At 35.0% G+C, this 19927-nt stretch carries 19 protein-coding genes and 1 riboswitch; of the genes, 17 read left to right on the top strand and 2 right to left on the bottom strand.

Annotated elements, in window-relative coordinates; all coding sequences use genetic code 11:
• Positions 1-116: 116 nt before the first annotated feature.
• From ACTYBU_RS11435 to ACTYBU_RS11385, 11 genes are all read left to right on the top strand, one after another.
• Complete coding sequence (locus tag ACTYBU_RS11435; RefSeq protein WP_445489825.1) at positions 117-311, top strand: DUF5412 family protein; 195 nt, start codon at positions 117-119, stop codon at positions 309-311.
• Positions 312-320: 9 nt separating this feature from the next.
• Positions 321-887: a hypothetical protein gene (locus ACTYBU_RS11430; RefSeq protein WP_445489824.1), complete on the top strand. Its 567-nt coding sequence runs from the start codon at positions 321-323 to the stop codon at positions 885-887.
• Positions 888-905: 18 nt separating this feature from the next.
• Entirely contained in the window at positions 906-1796 is an 891-nt protein-coding gene (locus ACTYBU_RS11425; RefSeq protein WP_445489822.1) for a DUF1835 domain-containing protein, read from the top strand.
• 575 nt (positions 1797-2371) lie between these two features.
• Complete coding sequence (locus ACTYBU_RS11420) at positions 2372-2863, top strand: general stress protein (RefSeq protein WP_445490080.1); 492 nt, start codon at positions 2372-2374, stop codon at positions 2861-2863.
• A 111-nt stretch (positions 2864-2974) separates the two neighbouring features.
• Complete coding sequence (locus tag ACTYBU_RS11415; RefSeq protein ID WP_445489821.1) at positions 2975-3745, top strand: hypothetical protein; 771 nt, start codon at positions 2975-2977, stop codon at positions 3743-3745.
• Positions 3746-4074: 329 nt separating this feature from the next.
• A riboswitch (cyclic di-GMP riboswitch) is annotated at positions 4075-4160 on the top strand.
• 290 nt (positions 4161-4450) lie between these two features.
• The gene (locus ACTYBU_RS11410; RefSeq protein WP_445489820.1) at positions 4451-6142 is read left to right on the top strand and encodes a methyl-accepting chemotaxis protein; all 1692 of its coding nucleotides are present in this window, start codon (positions 4451-4453) and stop codon (positions 6140-6142) included.
• A gap of 531 nt (positions 6143-6673) precedes the next feature.
• Positions 6674-6967 carry a hypothetical protein gene (locus tag ACTYBU_RS11405; protein WP_445489818.1) on the top strand — a complete coding sequence of 98 codons (294 nt, stop codon included), beginning with the start codon at positions 6674-6676 and terminating at the stop codon, positions 6965-6967.
• An 11-nt stretch (positions 6968-6978) separates the two neighbouring features.
• Entirely contained in the window at positions 6979-7200 is a 222-nt protein-coding gene (locus tag ACTYBU_RS11400) for a hypothetical protein (protein ID WP_445489817.1), read from the top strand.
• Positions 7193-9553 carry a hypothetical protein gene (locus ACTYBU_RS11395; RefSeq protein WP_445489815.1) on the top strand — a complete coding sequence of 787 codons (2361 nt, stop codon included), beginning with the start codon at positions 7193-7195 and terminating at the stop codon, positions 9551-9553. The genes ACTYBU_RS11400 and ACTYBU_RS11395 overlap by 8 nt, the downstream gene beginning before the upstream one ends.
• Positions 9554-10273: 720 nt before the next feature.
• Positions 10274-10402 (top strand): hypothetical protein, encoded by a 129-nt coding sequence (locus tag ACTYBU_RS11390; RefSeq protein ID WP_445489813.1) that lies wholly within the window; start codon positions 10274-10276, stop codon positions 10400-10402.
• Positions 10403-10746: 344 nt separating this feature from the next.
• Positions 10747-11262, top strand: coding sequence for a YehS family protein (locus ACTYBU_RS11385; RefSeq protein WP_445489811.1), 516 nt, complete (start codon positions 10747-10749; stop codon positions 11260-11262).
• Between the two features lie 514 nt (positions 11263-11776).
• Here ACTYBU_RS11385 and ACTYBU_RS11380 read toward each other — a convergent pair.
• Positions 11777-12115 carry a winged helix-turn-helix transcriptional regulator gene (locus ACTYBU_RS11380; protein WP_445489809.1) on the bottom strand — a complete coding sequence of 113 codons (339 nt, stop codon included), beginning with the start codon at positions 12113-12115 and terminating at the stop codon, positions 11777-11779.
• Between the two features lie 295 nt (positions 12116-12410).
• Here ACTYBU_RS11380 and ACTYBU_RS11375 point away from each other — a divergent pair, with 295 nt between their 5' ends.
• The 4 genes from ACTYBU_RS11375 to ACTYBU_RS11360 all read left to right on the top strand — a co-directional run bounded on the left by ACTYBU_RS11375 (position 12411) and on the right by ACTYBU_RS11360 (position 15779).
• Positions 12411-12965, top strand: coding sequence for an NAD(P)H-dependent oxidoreductase (locus ACTYBU_RS11375; RefSeq protein ID WP_445489807.1), 555 nt, complete (start codon positions 12411-12413; stop codon positions 12963-12965).
• A 20-nt stretch (positions 12966-12985) separates the two neighbouring features.
• On the top strand, positions 12986-13699 hold the full coding sequence (locus ACTYBU_RS11370) for an SDR family oxidoreductase (RefSeq protein ID WP_445489806.1): 714 nt from the start codon (positions 12986-12988) through the stop codon (positions 13697-13699).
• A 351-nt stretch (positions 13700-14050) separates the two neighbouring features.
• Positions 14051-14554, top strand: a complete 504-nt coding sequence (locus tag ACTYBU_RS11365; protein ID WP_445489804.1) for a hypothetical protein — start codon at positions 14051-14053, stop codon at positions 14552-14554.
• A gap of 100 nt (positions 14555-14654) precedes the next feature.
• Positions 14655-15779, top strand: coding sequence for a GIY-YIG nuclease family protein (locus tag ACTYBU_RS11360; RefSeq protein ID WP_445489802.1), 1125 nt, complete (start codon positions 14655-14657; stop codon positions 15777-15779).
• An 86-nt stretch (positions 15780-15865) separates the two neighbouring features.
• On the opposite strand, the gene ACTYBU_RS11355 is transcribed toward ACTYBU_RS11360, so the two are convergent.
• A complete protein-coding gene (locus tag ACTYBU_RS11355) occupies positions 15866-16045 on the bottom strand; it encodes a small acid-soluble spore protein H (RefSeq protein ID WP_445489800.1) in 180 nt (59 codons plus the stop codon).
• A gap of 711 nt (positions 16046-16756) precedes the next feature.
• On the opposite strand from ACTYBU_RS11355, the gene ACTYBU_RS11350 reads away from it, so the two are divergent.
• Together ACTYBU_RS11350 and ACTYBU_RS11345 are read left to right on the top strand one after the other, a co-directional pair.
• Positions 16757-17959 (top strand): MFS transporter, encoded by a 1203-nt coding sequence (locus ACTYBU_RS11350; RefSeq protein WP_445489798.1) that lies wholly within the window; start codon positions 16757-16759, stop codon positions 17957-17959.
• Between the two features lie 859 nt (positions 17960-18818).
• Entirely contained in the window at positions 18819-19778 is a 960-nt protein-coding gene (locus ACTYBU_RS11345; protein WP_445489797.1) for an aldolase catalytic domain-containing protein, read from the top strand.
• Positions 19779-19927 lie beyond the last annotated feature (149 nt).

Below are 19927 nucleotides of genomic sequence, written 5' to 3'. Positions count from 1 at the left end.
TTAAACTTCCAAAAAAACAGTCATTTTTTGTGGATTTTTCGATATGGGAAACCTCCAGATGGTGAATATATTAAAGAAGCAACATCACAGATGGTCGGTTTACAGTAAAGGCATATGTGACAAACGGTGGAGCTACAACTTCATATGCTGTTCGTGGAGAGCTAAATTTCAATAACGATAAACCGAAAAATATCTACTGGCAATACAGAGTAGAAACAGCTTCGATAAAATGGTTAGATAATGATACTGTCATCGTTAATAATGTTGAACTCGATGTTCCAAATGATACTTATGATTATAGGAGAAATTGAGGTGATTTTTTGAAGAAGGTAATTACAATTCTCGCTTTCATTTTCATTGATATATTAATAATAGGCTCTTTTCCTTCGATTACAAGTGCTTGTTCGTGTACAGAATTACCAAGTGTAGAGGAGGAATTTGAACGTTCGAAAGCAGTGTTCAGTGGGAAAGTTGTTGATATAAGAGAGAAGCGAAGTTTAAAAGGATATACTTCTAAATCAGTCCTCTTTGAAGTAACGAACACTTGGAAGGGTGTTGAGCAATCACAAATTATCATTACCACTGGTCAGGGTGGTGGAGACTGTGGATTTAATTTTAAAGAGGGAGAAGAATATTTGGTTTATGCTAACGAATCAACTATGTACGGAGCAAAATCACTCGTATCAATCATTTGTGATCGAACCAATGAATTGAGTTCTTCACAGGAAGATTTGGCGATACTTGGTAAAGGACAGCCTCCGATTGAAGAAGTTGATTTATCTGGTAAGCACGCAGGAAATCAATTATATATATGGGTTGCGGTGATTGTAGTCTTTGGTATTGGATTAATTTTCATATTCAAGAGACGTAATAAAACAATTGAATAGTGTGGAGCGTGGTCAGTAATGAAAGAGATACATAAATCAACTGAAAAATTAAGTGGTAGTGAAGCCAAGAAGCACTTCGAAAGACCATATGAAACTGTACATATTGTTTGTGGAGAATCTCCTGCGGGTTCTTTACGTGTAGGTTTAGGAAGTGAGAATAGGGTGATTGGCTTCCCTGATTTCTTTGCTGTTGGGCCTATTTGGGAACTTCATAAAGAAGATGGGCGTAGGCGAAGATATAAATGGTTGAAGGATCATCTGAATTCTCCAAATGCCTTTTTTGAAAAAGAGCAGGAAAGCAAATTTTTAAAAACTCTTGCAGATATTGATTGCTTGAAAGAAGACATCCCAATTGTTATATGGACAGCTGAAAATGCAAATGAACAAACGGGATTACGGTATCTTTTATATTGGCTAAAAGAAAAAGCGAATGATGTTCTCCTTATAAATACAACAATTGCCTTTCAGGAATTATTTAATACACCTGAGTGGCAGTGTTTAAATATACACACTGGCGAAGTTCAACCTGAGAAATTAAACACAATCTATCAAAAGAAATTAACAAAGCTTTTAACTGCTGAGGAAAGAACGCGATTTGAAGAAGAATGGATTACTCTATCGAAAACAAAAGGAGTAGTGCGAATTTGGGAAAATAACAAAATCAAAACGGTCAATGAAGATTACTTTGATGAATTCATTGTGACCACTGCCCAAAAACAACATGCCGAGCAAAGAGAAAAGGATTTTATAAAATCAAGTAGAATAATCGGGGAAGTGTATGGTCAGATAGCCAATCAGGTAGGTGATGCTTTTATAGAATATAGAGTAAGGAGTCTAATCTATAAAGGGGTTTTTGAAATAAAGGGAATTCCAAAAGGCATGAGATATTACAGTGTGAAACTGCTATAAAGAACTGTTTTGCAAAGTAATGTAATAATTATGTGATTATTAGCTTCTAATTTCCAAAATGTGTTACGATAATATTTATTTTAGACAGTATTCTTATAAAGAAAATAGTGAGGGGTTAAATGAAAATATTGATGTTATTAAGAATAGACTTTTTCCTCCCCCACCTTTTCTTATCAACGTCAAACCAAAAGAAATCCGCAATAACAGCCAAAACGATTATGAATATCACAATAAATGAACTCATATTGTTATAACCTCCATTCGTTTTCAGTCACAACCATAACAATCATCAAAATACTTTTCATTCAGCAAACGTCTCCCTCTATATAACAATTCCCCTTATGTGGTGAAGTTAAAAGGAAACGAGAGAAAAACGGTGAAAATAGAGTCAAATATAGACGTAACAAATATGGAGAACCACATTGAAAGTGGTAGTTCAACAGGCGTAAATATTATCATTGAATCGGGAGAAAAGGTAAGGAAGCTATGAGGTAGATTATTTATTGAAGCGAGGAGATGCACAGTTGAGAAAGCAGGTAGAGAAGAGGCTTTCATATTTATATACAGGTGAATCAATGGCGGTAGTCAGTTTTATTATTGTAAGTTTTTTACTTAATAAGGCTTATCCCCAATTACAATTATATTCACTTGCTTCTTTTTGGCTTTCATTTTTTCTTTTGGAGTTTCTTTTAGTGCAGGGAAGTATATATTGGTATTCAAAATGGAGACGATTAAAAAGTGAAAATACATCGGTAACGCCAATTCGAATGGTTCAGCGATTAAAAAAAGTACAGAAGTGGAATATTGGCTTAACGATTGTCCCGCCTTTTATGTTCATTATCGACTTTCTCCAATGGTATCCGTCATTGCCCATAGGTGGCTTGTCTATTTCAGGATTTATTTACCTATTTGCGATACTTGAATATATTAACTATTTTCATATTCAACTTTCATACGACAATTCTTCTGATATCAAGTATCTTCTAAAGTCAAAGAGACTAAAACAGGCATGTTTAAATAAAGACTTTGAGAAAGTGAATGGTAGTAAATGGAATCAACAGAGTTAAGTAATATGAGATTGAAGCAAGTTGCTATAGGAATTGAATTTGCTTGGTAATGGTTTTTATTACCATTCCTTATATTATTTCAGGAATTTAAAGATTGGAGGGGATATTCATATGGATAGTAGAATACAAGAATTAATTGATTTTGCAAGGACAAAATTTGGATTAGAGAATTACCACTTAGAACGACATAGCCTTTCTCGAAACGTCCATATCTTCAATGATACGATCTATACATTATGTATGGAATGGTTTCCAAATCAAGTAACGGAACAAGAGGAAGATGGTTCAAATCCAGAAGGTACAGCTATTATTGAGATCAATTTAACTACTCGTAAGTTTGAGAGTGCTATTTTTGTAATGGGTAAGACATATGCAAAAGATGGTGTTACGTTTGCCAATCTGGATACAAAGAAAATAATAAAATGGATTGAACGTGAAACAGGTCTTACATATAGGAAGCAATTTCAATTACATAAAAAAAGTGAAGGGGAACTTCAATTTAAAGAATGTTTTGAAGGTGTAGCAGTATCTCCATCTGGATTTATTGAAGTTAAATTTAATCAGGAAGGGAAACTCACTTCGTTTTCTGTCCATGGTCAATTTCCTTCTAAAGAAATGGTTAAAGAAGAAACTTATACCCTTTCTCTTGAAGCAGTGGAGCATTTGACAAAGGAACAATTGAAATTGCTTGAATTTCCTTCCTATGAACAGAAAAAATTATTTCCTGTTTATGCGGTGGAAGAGATTTATGTTACGAATGATGGAACGTCAACGATTCCGTTTGAAGTTATAGTGGATGTTAGGTCCTATTTAAAAATCGACAAAACGATTGATTGGGATGAACCAATCAATGAACGGTTTGAAAGAAAAGAGATTAGTTAATCAGAATCAGGTGGTTTTCAATCTTCATTCAATCAGTTCTTGACGTCCAAACAGATTGGCTAAATCTAATGCGGATTCCGTCTTTTTTCTCAGTTCTCGATATGGTCAATACCTCTTCTCTGTAGAGTTCGTGTGTTCTTTCCTATTCACCATGGTTATAGAATTCCATTTCCACATTATATAGTGAGTTATACCCCCCTTAGTCTATTTTTTGCAGACGTAGCAGTGAGAAAGGTTCTATCTTATTTCATTTTTTGTGTGAATTGTCACGAAATGCCCAATTGTAAATAGTATAAAATTACTATATATTTACTTTGGATATATAAATAGTAATAAAGGGGCGAATCTATTGAAAAATAGAGACGCAAAGCTATAGGGGTGAATGAAGAATATTTGATGCCAGCCAGTAGCTAATTTCAAATAAAAGAAATTTATGAAACCTTTAATAAATAGTGGGTTTCTTTTTTGTAGAGAGAATGCTGATGTGCTGTTTGTAATATTCCAAGTTAGAAATGAGCAGTATGTCATCAGTATGTAAAGCAATTTCTAACGAAAGGGTAAAATCGTTAAAAGGTGAAAATACTCCGTATTGGATAAAAGGAACAACAGAAATTCGAGATATTTTGTGTTAGGAAGTATGTCTAAGAAAGATATAGTGTAATGCAACTTAATTTTTATATACCTTGAGTATAGGAGATGGATATCTTGAAGTTAAATATTTCTAAAAAATTGTTATTAGGGTTCTTTTCGATTTTGTTATTGTTGTTAATAGTTTCAGTACTATCATTTGTTGAATTTACAATAGTAAATGACAATTACTCGAGTTCTATTGATGAGAGCTTTAACCAAATTAACCTTGTTACAGATATGGAGAATGCTGTATTAAGGGAAGTAATTGTTGTTCGAGGTTATTTAGCTAATGGCAACAAAGATAACTTATCAGTATTAAATAATTCATCTGAATTATTTAATACTAAAGCAGAGGAATTATTGAAAACAAATAGTACGAATGAAGAAAATAATATAATTGATGAATTCATCTCGGTAAAAGAACAGTATAATCTGTTGGCTCAAGAACTAATTGAGTTAAAAGAGCAAAACAACACTTCTGAAATCACTAAAATAATGGCAGAGAGGGGAAATGCATTAACGACCAGCATTACTGATGTAGGTGAAAAAGCTCGTTTTTACCAAGAATCTAAGTTGAAAGAAACCAGTAATGAACTTTCTAAAAAAGTAGATGGTAGTAAAACAATTATAATAATTATAAGTGTCATAGCCTTTTTTCTTGGTATATTAATAGCGTTGTATATAAGTAGAATGATTTCAAAGCCTGTCCAACAAATCTCGAAATCAGCTGAAAGTGTTGCACGAGGAGATCTAACTATCGACCAGATAAAAATAAAAAATAGAGATGAGATTGGTGCGTTAGCTTTATCATTTAATCAAATGACTAAAAACTTGAGAGAATTAATCTTGAATGTGAGCACTACTTCAGAACGAGTTGCTTCTTCAGCTGAAGAATTAATGGCAAGTGCTGAGCAAACAACTTCGGCGACAAACCAGGTGACAAATGCTATTCAAGAGGTTGCAAGTGGATCTGAATTTCAAGGTAAGGCTACGAAAGAAAGTGCAAAATCTATTAGTGAAATGTCTATAGGAATTAATCGTATAGCAGATACATCTTCAAGTATTGCGGGTTCCTCAGCAGATACTACAAGTCAAGCAATAGCAGGTAATGAATTATTACAAAAGGTAGTAAGACAAATGAAATCTATCAATGATTCTACTACTGAAACAAATAAGGTAATCAATAAATTAAACATTAATTCTAACCAAATTGGTAAAATTATTGAAGTAATAACAGGAATAGCAGACCAAACAAATTTGTTAGCACTAAATGCGGCTATTGAGTCAGCAAGAGCAGGTGAACATGGAAAGGGCTTTGCAGTTGTTGCTGATGAGGTTCGGAAATTGGCAGAACAATCAAGGAGTTCAGCTAGTCAAATATCAAACTTAGTTCAGTATATTCAAGCTGATGTCCTAAAAGTAGTAGAAATGGTAGATCATGAGACTGCAGAAGTAAGTGAAGGAATGAACTTAGTAGAGCAAACTGGTACAGCATTTAGCAAAATCCTTAGTTCTATTAAAAGTGTAAGCGGAGAGATTCAAGAATTATCAGTTGTTTCAGAACAAATGTCTGCGAGTATGGAACGGGTGAATGCGTCTATTGAAGATGTTTCAAAAATTGCAATCTCCTCTATAGAAAATACTGCTGATATCGCATCTTCTTCTGAAGAACAGTTGGCAACAATGGAAGGGGTAACATCGTCGGCATCTAACTTAGCAAATATGGCAGAGGATCTAAGGGGATTAATAGGTGCTTTTAAAATCTAAAAATAACAGAAAGGGAATTTATGAAATTCAAACTACTCATTTAAATAGAAGTGGAAACTAAGTGCAGAAATCGCAGAAAGAGGTTTTAGTCAAGGACACGTTGAGTGTGTCACTCAGATGATTTTTAAAAGAAGCAGCAGGATATAATGAAGTTTTCCTGTTGCTATTCAAAATCTTGATGCGACGAATCGAAATCTATGAATAAACTTGCTTTAAGTCATATAAAGTAAACTTCCATCAGTGGGGGTTTTTCCTCATTCCCCACTGATGGTTAGTTGCACTTATCGGACCTTAACGGGCAGTTATCCCCCACCTAGCTTCCTTGATTTCTCGGCATCCCCGAGGTGGGGGTCTTACTGCCCGTTAAGAGTGGGATAAAATTAGTGATTGCCTTTTTTTACGCTACTCTACCTATTTTGTTTTATATGGATTTACCTCCTAAGGACCAAAGGTATGATGTGAATATTCCCATATAAAAACCATCATTATCCATGATGAAATTTCTATATAAATCAAAAAGGTGGGTTATCGTTGAAATTCTCTCTTAAATTCTTATTTGTTTTAATCTTAGTTTTATCATCTTCTGTACCTTTTTTTTCTAACACTCATGTCCAAGCAGTTTCGGCAAAAATCAATCTTAGTTTTACCCCAAACGATGTGGCAATGGACGAAACAAAACCAATTGTTTATATGACAAAGTTAGGCAGCAAAACATTGTATGCGGTTAACTACTCTACGGGGGGAATCAAAACATTAACCTTGCCTTATGAAGCGGAAAGGCTGGATTTAAAGAATAACCAGGTTCAGGACAGTGGGGTTATTTAAAAGTCTACTCCATGAAAGATAAAAAAGAAATTACTCAACCGCTTGGAATGGGTTCTTTGTATGAAAGCAATAACATATTTTTTAATGAGGACAATAGCAAATTATATGTGAACGATAGAGAGGGAATGGAATCTTTTTCAATAAAAAATGGAGTCATCCAAAGTTATAGTCGACCGAATTATGAAAATAACAATATTTTGGGGGTTTCAGGTAAGTTCTCTCTGGATGGGTAAGAACTTTTATAATATCGGTGGAAATGTATACAACCTGGCTGATACTCAAGATGGAGATATAACAGATAATTTTTGTTTTGGAAGAAAATACAATGATTTTGAGTTCAGTCAAGCATATCAGCTCACATATGCAGCAAGTGTAACAAGAGGTATTGACGTATATGAGTATGGAACAAATAAATTTTTATATTCATTGCGAAAGGACTTAAATGTTCAAAAGATGCTCTACCAAAAAGGGATGTTAATAACTATTAATAAAGACAGCAGTGGAAATAATTTTATCGAAACTATAAAAGCAGACACTCCGCCTTCCAAAGGTCTTCCAAGCACACAAGGGATGCCTGATAAAGCAGGGACAATGAACAACCTTGGATTTAAGCCGAATGATGTAGCATTGGACCCAAATAAACCTGTTATATATATGACAAGGCTTGGAAGTAAGACCATTTATGCTGTTAATATGTCTACAGGCGCAATAAAAGCTTTAGCACTGCCTTACCCTGCTGAAAGGCTAGAGCTATACAATAATAAACTATATGTAACACAGCAAGAGATGTCCCATACTTTAAGTTCTTCAAACTTAGTTGGAGCTATCACAGAGGTGGATACAGAAAGTTTTAAAGCAACGAAATTGATAGAAGTAGATACAGATCCTTTTGACATTGCGATTGATGAAAATGGTTTTGTTTATATTTCTCCTGGTTCAGGTTCATGGTCAACGATGAAGGTTTACTCTTTGAAAACTGGCGGTGAAATCTCCAATTCATACGTAGCCAATATGCGTCGAGGTTCCTATATTTATTATAATCAGGAGTCATCCAAAGTCTACTCCATTACACCTCCTCTTACTAGCCCGATGGGTGTAAGTGCTTATGAGGTTGATAATGGAATTATAAAGAGCCAATATGATTCTCCCTACCACGGAGATTACCCTATAGAACCTTCTTTAAAAATATCGCCTGATGGACTAAGTATAGTCAATAACAGCGGTGTTGTTTTTGATTCAGCCAAGTACCGATCTGGAGATATGATCTACACCTATCATTTAGGAAGAAAATATAATGATTATGCTTTTAACGAAAAAAATGGATTAACGTTTGCTGCAAGGAAAGACAATGGTATTGACGTGTATCAATATAATACAAATAAATATTTGTATACGATTAGAAAAGATTTAAGAGTACAAAATGTTTTTTATCAAAATGGATACTTAATGGATATTGGAACGGATAGAAATGGCAGCAGTTATGCTGCATTGATTGATGCTTCCATAAAAGGGATTCAGGATCCCCCAGGTTCCAGCGAACCAATAGCTTTTACAAAAGAGATTTCTGTATCAAAGACAGGCGAGGCTGCTTTAACTTTTAATTCTAAAATACCTGTAAACTCTAGTTTTGCGTTTTATTTTAATCAATTCATAGAGGTTGACCCTGATCAGATTGAATTGGCTGGTCCTACAGGGAAGGTCAAGTTCAATAGTGTGGTGAAGGAGAAGGCTTTATCCATATATCCTGAATATTTGCAGCCTTCTACTACTTACACACTTACAATTAAACAGGAAGCTATTTACGGAGAAGTAAGCCAAAACTTACAAAATGTACAAGTGTATCAGTTTACAACAGGTTCAAATTGGGTTAATTATGATGGGATTTGGCATTATTATGATCAAGCGACAGGTAAATTTTCGACCAGTTGGAAAGTAATTTCTAAATCGCAGTATTACTTTAATAAAGACAGGGAAATGCAGAAAGGCTGGCAGACGATAAGCAGTAAAAAGTATTATTTCAATACAAAGGGAATGATGCAGACAAGCTGGCAAACAATAAGCAGCAAAAAATATTATTTCGATACAAAAGGAATCATGCAAACAGGATGGGAAAAAATAAGCGGCAAGCAGTACTACTTTAATACATCTGGAATCATGCAGACAGGATGGGAAAAAATAAGCGGCAAGCAGTATTACTTTAATACATCTGGAATCATGCAGACAGGATGGGAAAAAATAAGCGGCAAGCAGTATTACTTTAATACATCTGGAATCATGCAGACTGGTTGGGAAAAAATAAGCGGCAAGCAGTACTACTTTAATACATCTGGAATCATGCAGACAGGATGGGGGAAAATAAGCGGCAAGCAGTATTACTTTAATACATCTGGAATCATGCAGACTGGTTGGGAAAAAATAAGCGGCAAGCAGTACTACTTTAATACATCTGGAATCATGCAAACAGGCTGGCAAAAAATAAATGGCAATAAATATTACTTTAACACCATTGGAATAATGCTGACAGGCAAACAAAAAATAGATGGGAAATATTATTATTTTAGTCAAAAAGGTATCTTAAACGGATAATTACAAAAATAAAGATTACCGACAAGAAAGCTATTAGCTATCAAACAATATAATATGAAATACCTTATTCATTTTAAGAAGGCAACAAACCATTTATGGTGTGTTGCCTCAGACTGTAGACAAACGCTCCTTAAAAAGGAAGTTTGTTTACAGTTTTTTTATTTATCCCACTCTTAACGGGCAGTAAGACCGCCACCTCAAGATGCTGAGGAATCGAAGAAGCTAGGTGGGGATATAACTGCACGTAAAGGTCCGATAGAGGTACACAAACTAAGGTCGCCACTTCCTATGTCTTCGTTTGTGTGACCCACATCCTGTGGACCGCAAGCTTTCCATCAGTAGGGATGAAGAAAACCACCACTGATGGAAAGGTTCACTTTATTTTTCTTTTAGATGGGGATGTTGATTTCCGCTCCAGGGGTTCGCTTTCCACGGGGCGAGCGCCGAGCCGCTTCCATCGCTTCGTCGCTTCGCTCCTGCAGGGTCTCGGACTGTCTCGCTAATCCCGTAGGAGTCTCACCCCTTCCACTCCAATCAACCGGTTTTTAATCTATTTTGTATAGAATTTTAAATAGATGGACTTTAAAATAGAAGTAGATATATAACAGAGGTGACATCGTGCTTTCTAAACAGATTGATGGGAAAAATATTCATATATTTAATAGCGAAATCTATATTTTTGCCTCAAGCACTGGATATACTTTGTAGTTGGATATAATTGTGAGTGAAGTGGTTGTGATTAAATATAAAAATGAGGAAAACCTGATTTTAGAGATAGAATTACAAGATGGCAGAGTAATAAATTCATTTATGCATCTAAAAAGCTTGTCTGGCGGATTGCCTCATTAATGACTATCTAAACACAAAACTAGGAGAAAGTTTCCATGTTGGCTTTTTTAGAAGATAAGCATCATATTCCCTCAATCTAAAGGTTTGAGGAATTTTTTGTATAAACATTACACATTTAATTTAGGTAAACTATAAAACATGTCTGTAAAGTGTTAAACTATTAATTTAATGGACATAAGCTTATGAGTGGTAGTTTTTTAATTGTTGGTTAGTATTGAAGGTACAATATAAATGCCTATTCTTGGTGATACTATTTTAAACATTATAGGGATTTAAATTTAGAGCATTTTTGGAAAATGTGCTTTGACTGCATGCTCATAGTCAATATTTTAGGAGGAATAAAGATGAATATGAATAATAATGATATCTTAATTCGGTTAAGATATGCTCTAGATATAAAAAATACAGAAATGGTAGAGATCTTTAAGCTTGGGGGCATAGAAGTACCAAAGGAAGAAGTGCTAAAGCTGCTCGTGAAGTCAAAGGACACATACGATAAGGAAGATGGCAGCGACGATGATATAGAGATATGCAGCAATTTCATGCTAGAGTCATTTTTAAATGGCCTTATTATATTTAAAAGAGGGAAGCAAGATCCAAAACCAGGTCAGCTTGAAAGACCAGCAATGTCTATCAAGGATAATGGAAGTGTTAATAATGTATTGCTAAAAAAATTAAAAATAGCACTAGCATTAAAAAGTGAGGACATGCTTGATATTTTAGAAGAAGCAGGGGTAATGATAACAAAAGGAGAATTAAGCGCTTTATTAAGAAAAGAAGGACATAAGAATTATGTAGAGTGTGGAGATAGATACGCTAGAAATTTCTTAAAAGGATTAGCTATAAGATATAGGGATTAACCAAATCTTTAGATGTATTTATTAAAAAAAGAATAAACCTTTACTAAAAATAACAATTTCACGTAGAGGTATTACTATCCTGTTAATTGCTAAACCCTTTTTTAAGGGAATCCCTATAGTTAATTTGTTATGTAAATGTGTTCAAAGTGAAGAAGGATTAAACTAAATGATATGTATGAAAAAGATGCGAAATTCTGTACAAGAATGGAAATTGGGCAAAATAAAATACATGTAAAAAAACAACAAGTCAATTGATGGTGATAATTGCCATTAAGTGACTTGTTGTTTTTTTTCTAATGATATTCAGATAGCGTTCATAATTGATGATCCGTCAAAATTTATCCCACTCTTAACGGGCAGTGAGACCCCCACCTCGGGGATGCTGAGAAATCGAGGAAGCTAGGTGGGGGATAACTGCCCGTAAAGGTCCGATAAGTGCAACTAACCATCAGTGGGGGATGAGGAAAACCCCCACTGATGGAAGTTTACTTTATGAATGATCTAAGTTTTGATTTTATAAATTTAATCCGAATCTCTTTAATTCAATGAAAATACTTTCCAATTGTTTTCCTTTTTCTGTTAACGTATATTCCACACGCGGGGGAACTTCTGGAAATACTTTTCTTTCCAATATCCCATGTTCCTCAAGTTCTTTAAGACGAAGCGAAAGCGTTTTTGGACTAATTTTATCCATCGATTTTAATAGATCGCTGAATCGCATCGTTCCTTCGATAAGCAAATCACGAATAATTAAAAAAGTCCATTTAGTCCCAATCACGTCAAGCGTTTTAGCAATGGGGCAAAGCTCATCTGGTGATCCTTTGGTCAGTATGACTGGCTCCATAACACTCATCTGAAATATCCTCCTTAAAAATGTTACGAATGATTTACCCTATCATAGCACATTAGTTCATTTTAGGAAACTATATGAAAAAAATATCACTACTTCCCTAAAGGAATAAATGATATATATAATAACAATGAGCCTTATATTTTAACCCTATATGGAAGAGGTGATGAAAATTAGTACGAGAAATCAACGAAACAAACTGCCATTAGCGCTCATTAATACAACAGCTTGGAGCAGTATCTGAAAATTAAGATCTATTGATTTTTAAAAAAATACAGAATTAAAGGAGACAAATAAGATGAAAAATATACTTATTATCAACGGCCATCAGAAATATAGTTCAGCGGACGGGAAATTAAATCAAACCTTGACGGATAAAATGGTCGATTTGCTAAGTGAAAAGAACCATATAAAAACATCCATTATTCAAAATGGATATAACATTGAAGAAGAACAACAAAAGTTTTTATGGGCTGATATTATTATCTACCAAACACCTATCTATTGGTTCAGTGTTCCAGGCCTATTGAAAACGTATATGGATGAAGTTTATGCTTATGGTTTGTTTTTTAAGGGTGCTGATCAATATGGAAGAGGTGGATTATTGACCGAAAAGAAATATATGCTTTCGACTACCTGGAATGCACCCGAAAAAGCATTTAACGATCCAACTCAATTTTTCGAAGGCAACAGCCTAGAATATGCATTAAGTCATTTACATCGTATACAGAAATTCCTCGGAATGAAACCTTTAAAGAGTTTCACTTGTTATGATGTAATCAAAAATCCAAAGGTTGAAAAATTTGTATCTGAACTTGAAGTACATCTGAAAGAAGTATTGAATTTTCAATAGAATGATAAGGAGGTGTTAACATGCTAAAAGGTAAAAAAATTGTGATTATCGGCGGAAGCTCGGGGATTGGTTTTGAAACAGCTAAACAAATATTAGCTCAAGAAGCAGAAGTAATTATTGCCAGCCGTTCCGAAGATAAATTACAGAAGGCCAAAGAACAGTTGGGAGCAAGAGCGGCAGCTTTTACTCTGGATACAACACAAGAAGAGCAAGTTCAATCTTTCTTTGAAAAAGTCGGTGAATTTGACCATCTTGTGGTGAGCGCAGCAGAAACATCTGGCGGGGCTTTCCTCGAAATGGATACTGCGCAAGCGCAGCAATTGTTTGAAAACAAATTTTGGGGCCAATACTACGCTGCTAAATATGGTGCTCCGAAAATCCTGCCAAACGGTTCTATTACTTTATTCTCTGGGGTTGTAGCATATAAATCAATGGTAGGTTCGTCCATTCTAGGTGCAGTCAATGCAGCTGTTTCTAACCTGGGACAGACCTTGGCATTAGAACTTGCCCCGATCCGAGTGAATATCGTTTCACCTGGTATAATAGATACACCTTCCCGGAACAAAATGCCGGAAGAAGCTCGCAATCATTTCTATGCTGCGGTTGGAGAAAAACTTCCTGTAAAACGAGTAGGAAGAGCGGAAGATGTTGCACAATGCGTACTATACCTGATCCAAAATAGTTTCGTAACTGGAACTGTACTTCATGTGGAAGGTGGCCACATTTTAACTTAAGCCATGCGGTAGAATGGGTAAGTTAAGCCTAATTGTTAAGCGGCTTTAGTCCTATATTCTTCAAAGGGCTACGGCCGTTTAAACGTGTTTGTAAATGACTGTGATTATTCCCATCTCATCATAATCCCCCCATTGATTAGCGGATAAGGTTTAATCCAAATGCCCTTTCGCGAAAGTCCTCCTTTGTTGACTTCACAACTAGAGATAATTATTGAATAATCTGGTGTTTTAAATCTATTCATTTTATTTTAAATAAAATGAATAACTACTTTCGTAAGTTAATTTGGAAGCCCGATATATGCAGGGAATCACTCACTTTTGTCGAAATAAAGACTGAAAGGAGCGTCTTTTATGGTGGAGGTTAAATTGGTAAAAATTGATGGGAAGAGTATCCATTTATTTAATAGCGCAATCTATATTTTTGCCTCAAGCACTGGATATACTTTGGAGTTGGATATAATTGTGAGTGAAGTGGTTGTGAATAAATATAGACAGGAAGAAAACCTAATTTTAGAGATAGAATTACAAGATGGTAGATTAATAAATACATTTATGCATCTAAAAAGCTTATCAGGAGGATTGCCTCAGCTTAATTTATTTTGCGAACTGAACGATATGGAAGAATATCAAGATTTTCTTCTAGTAAACGAAAACGATTCTTTATTTCCGAATATAGAAGAAGGAATTACTTTAGAAGAGATAAGAGAACATGAAATGCCTAATGAGAAAGTCACATTGAAATTAAATTTACCAATCGATCAAGCGGAATGGATAAAGAAGAAAAAAAACAAGGAATTAGCCGAAATAATTAAAGAAGCTATATATGGTTACTGGAAAAATAATGAAAATAGATAATGATTATACATACACAAGATCTGAATATCAGAAGATTACGCAAAGTTTACTAGTTTCTTTGCTGCTATAATAAAAAGGAAGTAATGAGGGAGGAATCACAATGAATATTAAAGATAAGGCGAAAAAACTTCCTTCTTCTCCAGGCGTTTATTTAATGAAAGATTCCTCTGATCATATTATATATGTGGGAAAATCGAAAAATTTAAAAAATAGAGTTCAATCCTACCTTCAAAACTCCAAGAATCATTCTAAAAAAGTGGAAAAGCTAGTCAACCATTTAAAGGATTTCGACTATATTCTAACCGATACAGAATTTGAAGCTTTTATGCTTGAATGTCATTTAATTAAGGAATTAAAACCACTATATAATAAATTGATGAAAAGTCCTCAATCTTACACATATATTAGGATCCGAATGGATAAAGGGCTGTATAGATTAGAGCAAACCAATCAGATCGATGAAAAGGACTGTAATCTATATTTTGGTCCATATTCAAGCAAGAATACGGTAGAAAAAGCAATCAAAGGGATGAAGGAATTCTTTAAAATGCAATGCAGCAATCCATCCTATCAAAATACTCCATGCTTAAACTATTCGCTTGGATTGTGTATGGGTACATGTTTTAATAGCTCGGCGAGGGAACAGTACCATCACAATATCAATAGAATCATTGCTTTACTTGAAGGGGCAGACACAATCATCCTTGCAGAACTGGAACAAAAAATGATCGAGACTTCGATGAGTTTTGATTTTGAGAAGGCAGCAAAGGTTAGAGATTGCATAGAAGCAATACATTCCCTTCTGCAAAAAGAAAAAGTAATCGAATTCACAAAAGAAAATAAGCATATTATTGTGATTGAATGTGTAGATGAACTGAATGTGAAACTATTCCTCATTAACAGGAACAAAGTTCTTTTCAACCAAATGTATAAAATAGATTTCACAAATAGCAACCAGCTAGCTGGTTGGATGAAATCCAATATTTTAGCCTATTTTAAACCAAAATCCCCTCATTCTCCCGCCGCCATTACGAAAGATGAAATAGATGAAGCACAGATCATCTATAGTTATTTAAATAGCAATGCTTGCGAATATTTGATTATTCCTGAAAAATGGCTTGATAAGGAAAACCAAAACAAAATCGACATAGCTATTCATGAATATTTAAAGACAAAGCTAGGGGGAAATATTAACATAACGAATAGTGAGGTCAAAATAGAGTAGAAAGAAGGAAATCTTAGAGTGAAATGGGGTTTTTTAAAACAATAAAACACTACCTTGAAGTAGTGTTTTACTGAAAAAAATTCCAGTCAAGATTCTATTAGGTTTGATACGGAAACACTTTGTTTAGTATTTGGCTCGTCAAGAGGATGAATGGTAGCTGTTCCATTTTGTTGATCTACATGTTCAATATAGATGCGTTTTCCGTTATATGTAACATTGGCCATAGTCTCTAAACCAGAAATTACTTGTGCGCGTTGTACGTCCATGATAGAACCTCCTTTCTTTTATAACTGTTACAGTATTTGCATTAAGATACTTTATATACGTTTGTTGCTAAAAAAACTGTTATCGCAGTTTTAATAATGTAGATGGGCAAACCCAATAAAAATATAAAATCTATTAAACAAGCCTTAAAGGTATATGGAAGTGAGTTAAAAGAAGAAGAAAGAAGGCAGATATAATACTGTATAAAAATATTTTGGATATAATTGGATAATCGATAAATAAGAAAGTAAAGTTTAAAGGAGGAAGCGGAGCAAAAGGAATAATGGGACAGGCAATAGAACATCTATCACATTTTTTCATGATAAAAAATTATAAGATATATGGCCCTGAGAATCATCTCTCTAAGCTGTTTTTTTAAGAGAAAAGAAAGTATAAGTTTTCTGAAGTCAGATAGCTGTCTAGCTCCAGCGCCTATTGCCTATCGAACTTCAGGTCATCTCACTACGATAAGTCAACATCGATTCGCTAACGCTCATCGTGTTTCCTTTATCTCAATCGAAGCCCTTCCAGTTCGTACGGCAATGAGCAAGGCGCTTGCGCTTTTCTTATTCCATAAAAAACCATTTATTTCATTCGTGAAACAAATATTTCGTGAATGAAAATAAATGGTTTTTATGCTATTATGTGTTTATCAAATGTCATGAGTGTGCTTGAGGAATTAAGGTATGCTGATGATGCTAGGGAGCGGATTGATGGCAACGTGGAAGCGTAATTTACTCGTATTATGGATTGGTGTTTTTTTTACTGCAGCAAGTTTTTTTATGGTTATTCCCTTTTTGCCCATTTTTCTTTTAGAACTAAATGTGCATGAACATACAGAAATGTGGTCAGGCTTATTATTTAGTGCAGCTTTTTTTGCAGGTGCTATATCTGCACCGTTCTGGGGAAGAGTGGCCGATAAGTATGGTCGGAAACCAATGATTATCCGTGCAGGATTTGTTCTTTTTGTCATTTATACATTAGCGGCATTTGTAACAAATCCCTATCAATTATTAGTGCTACGAATTATGCAAGGCTTATTATCTGGATTTATTCCAGGAGCTATTGCATTGGTTGGAACCAATACCCCTTCTGAAAGAACAGGCTATGCCCTCTCGATGATTTCGACTGCATCAGCTACAGGGGGAATTGTTGGTCCACTGCTTGGAGGATTTATTGCCGATTTAGCAGGAAATAGAATGGCATTTGCTAGTGCCGGCTTTATTGTTCTTCTTTCGACGATGCTGATTATATTTTTCGTAAAAGAAGAGAATTTTACTCCAAGCAAGGAAAAGGGTTCTGTAATGAATGATTTAAGAATCGCATTTGCTAATAGAATCTTGATGCTTGTGCTATTGTTAACTGTTGTTTCGATGTGCTCAATCATGACCATCGAGCCAATTCTTCCTTTGTACATTGTGGAATTAGGTGGATCTTCGGATAAAACTTCTTTATTAGCAGGTATTGTTTTTTCCTTGCCAGGGATTGCGAGTGTGATAATTGCCCCATACTGGGGAAGATTAGCGGATAGAGTAGGGTTTAACCGTATTTTGTTTATTGGCTTATTGGGTGGATCTCTCGGAACATTTGCGCAAATTATTTTCACTAATATTTGGGGCTTCTCGATTACTCGTTTTATATTTGGTCTATTTTTTTGTGCAGTGTTTCCAGCCTTAAATGGTCTCGTTGTGAAGTCAACATCCGAGGACTTTCGTGGAAGAGCATTTGGGTTAAATCAAACAGCCAATCAAATCGGAGGAATGCTTGGTCCTATGATGGGAGGATTTATTGGTGGAATTTTTCCTGCTCAAGCGGTGTTTGCTATGACAGGTTTATTACTTTTAGTTGCAACAGGAATTATATTTTTTAAAAGCAAACGTTCTAAGTCCAAAATACAGAAGAAAAGTATTGCATGAAAAGTAGATTACAGACCCAATTTTATCCCACTCTTAACGGGCAGTAAGACCCCCACCTCGGGGATGCAGAGAAATCGAGGAAGCTAGGTGGGGGATAACTGCCCGTAAAGGTCCGATAAGTTCAACTAACCATCAGTGGGGTATGAAGAAAACCCTCACTGATGGTTAGTTGAACTTTATCATAATGATTAATTATAAATTTAACAAAGGACTTATTCCTTTATTCGATTTTTTTGAATGAGAGAATGGTTCTTTTTATTTCCCTGCGCAATGATAAATAGAACAGCATTGAGGATAACTTAAACTGAATGTCCTCGTTCAGCACCAAAGTACAGAATATTACAGGGATATATCAAGGGCTGATGAGGACATAAAGAAGAGAGCGTACTTAATCAGCCAGTCCGCACGGCGATAAGTAAGGAGATTATGGGTTTGTTCATGTATCCGGTTAATTTAAGCCAATATTGAAAAAACTAAAACATAGAGGATAGCAAGATGGGGAAAAAGTCATAAACTGATTAGCATATAAAGTAAACTTCCATAAGTGGGGGTCTTACTGCCCGTTAAGCGTGGGATAAATGAAAATAACAAATTTTATCGTATACTTACTATTAAATAAATTCCTTCTGGTTATTAATGTTATAATGATTACTAAGTTTGTATGGTATGGTATGCATCCTATTAATGATTGATCTAATCGGATATGCAAAACCCTTTAAAAAATAGAATGTTCGGACAGAGATTGACATGAATGAGTAAACCATGTTATAAACACAATAGGGTATTTTAGTGATTAAAAGCATAAAAGCGTAAAAGCGTAAAAGTATAAATAAAGAGAAAACAGGGGGATATTACTATCGTGGAAAATCGTAGCAAAATTATAGACTGTACCATTCGTGATGGAGGATTAGTAAACAACTGGGATTTCAGCGTCGAATTTGTTCAAGACTTGTATAATGGCCTAAGTGCAGCGGGGGTTGAATACATGGAGATTGGCTATAAAAATTCCGCTAGACTTCTGAATGCAACGGAGCCAAATCCATGGAGATTTCTTGATGATAATTTCTTGAAAGAAATTATTCCTGAGAAAAAGTTCACAAAGCTATCTGCATTAGTAGATATTGGGCGGGTAGATCCAAACGACATCCTGCCTCGTGAGCAAAGTGCTTTAGATATGATTCGAGTAGCGTGTTATATTCGAGAAGTGGATAAGGGGCTAGAGCTAGTGCAAATGTTCCATGATTTGGGTTATGAAACGTCACTTAATATTATGGCTTTATCCAGCGTGCCTGAAAATCAGCTTATTGAAGCATTTGACATGGTGAAGGAAAGTCCAGTTGACGTTGTATATATAGTCGATTCTTTTGGAAGCTTAGATCCTGCGGATATTGAGCATCAAGTGAAAAAGTTCCAAAAGCTGATTCCTAACAAACAACTGGGTATTCATACACATAATAATATGCAGTTGGCATTTGCCAATACATTGACTGCGATGCGAAATGGAGTTGCATTTCTTGATTCATCTGTTTATGGCATGGGGCGTGCAGCTGGAAATTGCAACACAGAGCTACTAGTCAGCTATATACAGAAGCCAAGCTATGAGATGAAGCCAGTTCTTGGCGTAATTGAAAAGCACATGCTTGAAATGCGTCAAAAGTGGGAGTGGGGTTATATCATTCCTTATATGATTTCTGGTGTACTTAATGAACATCCACGTGTCGCTATGGCTTACCGCGACAGCGCAGATCGTGATAAATTCGTTGATTTTTATGATAAGGTAATATCACCTGAGGTTTCGATAGCTAAATCTTCGAAATAATTTAGAGTGTTAAAAAATACATTCTATTAAGCAGCTGGGAATATGTTTTTTTTCAATTTTAGGAAGAGGATAAACGAAAAGCGCTGAAGCAATTTTTAATTGCTTCAGCGTTTTTGTGTACATTAAATCAAGCATTCACAATCTTGTAT

The sequence above is a fragment of the Niallia sp. 03133 genome, from assembly GCF_052663225.1.
This window is presented reverse-complemented; position numbering and strand designations above follow the sequence as displayed.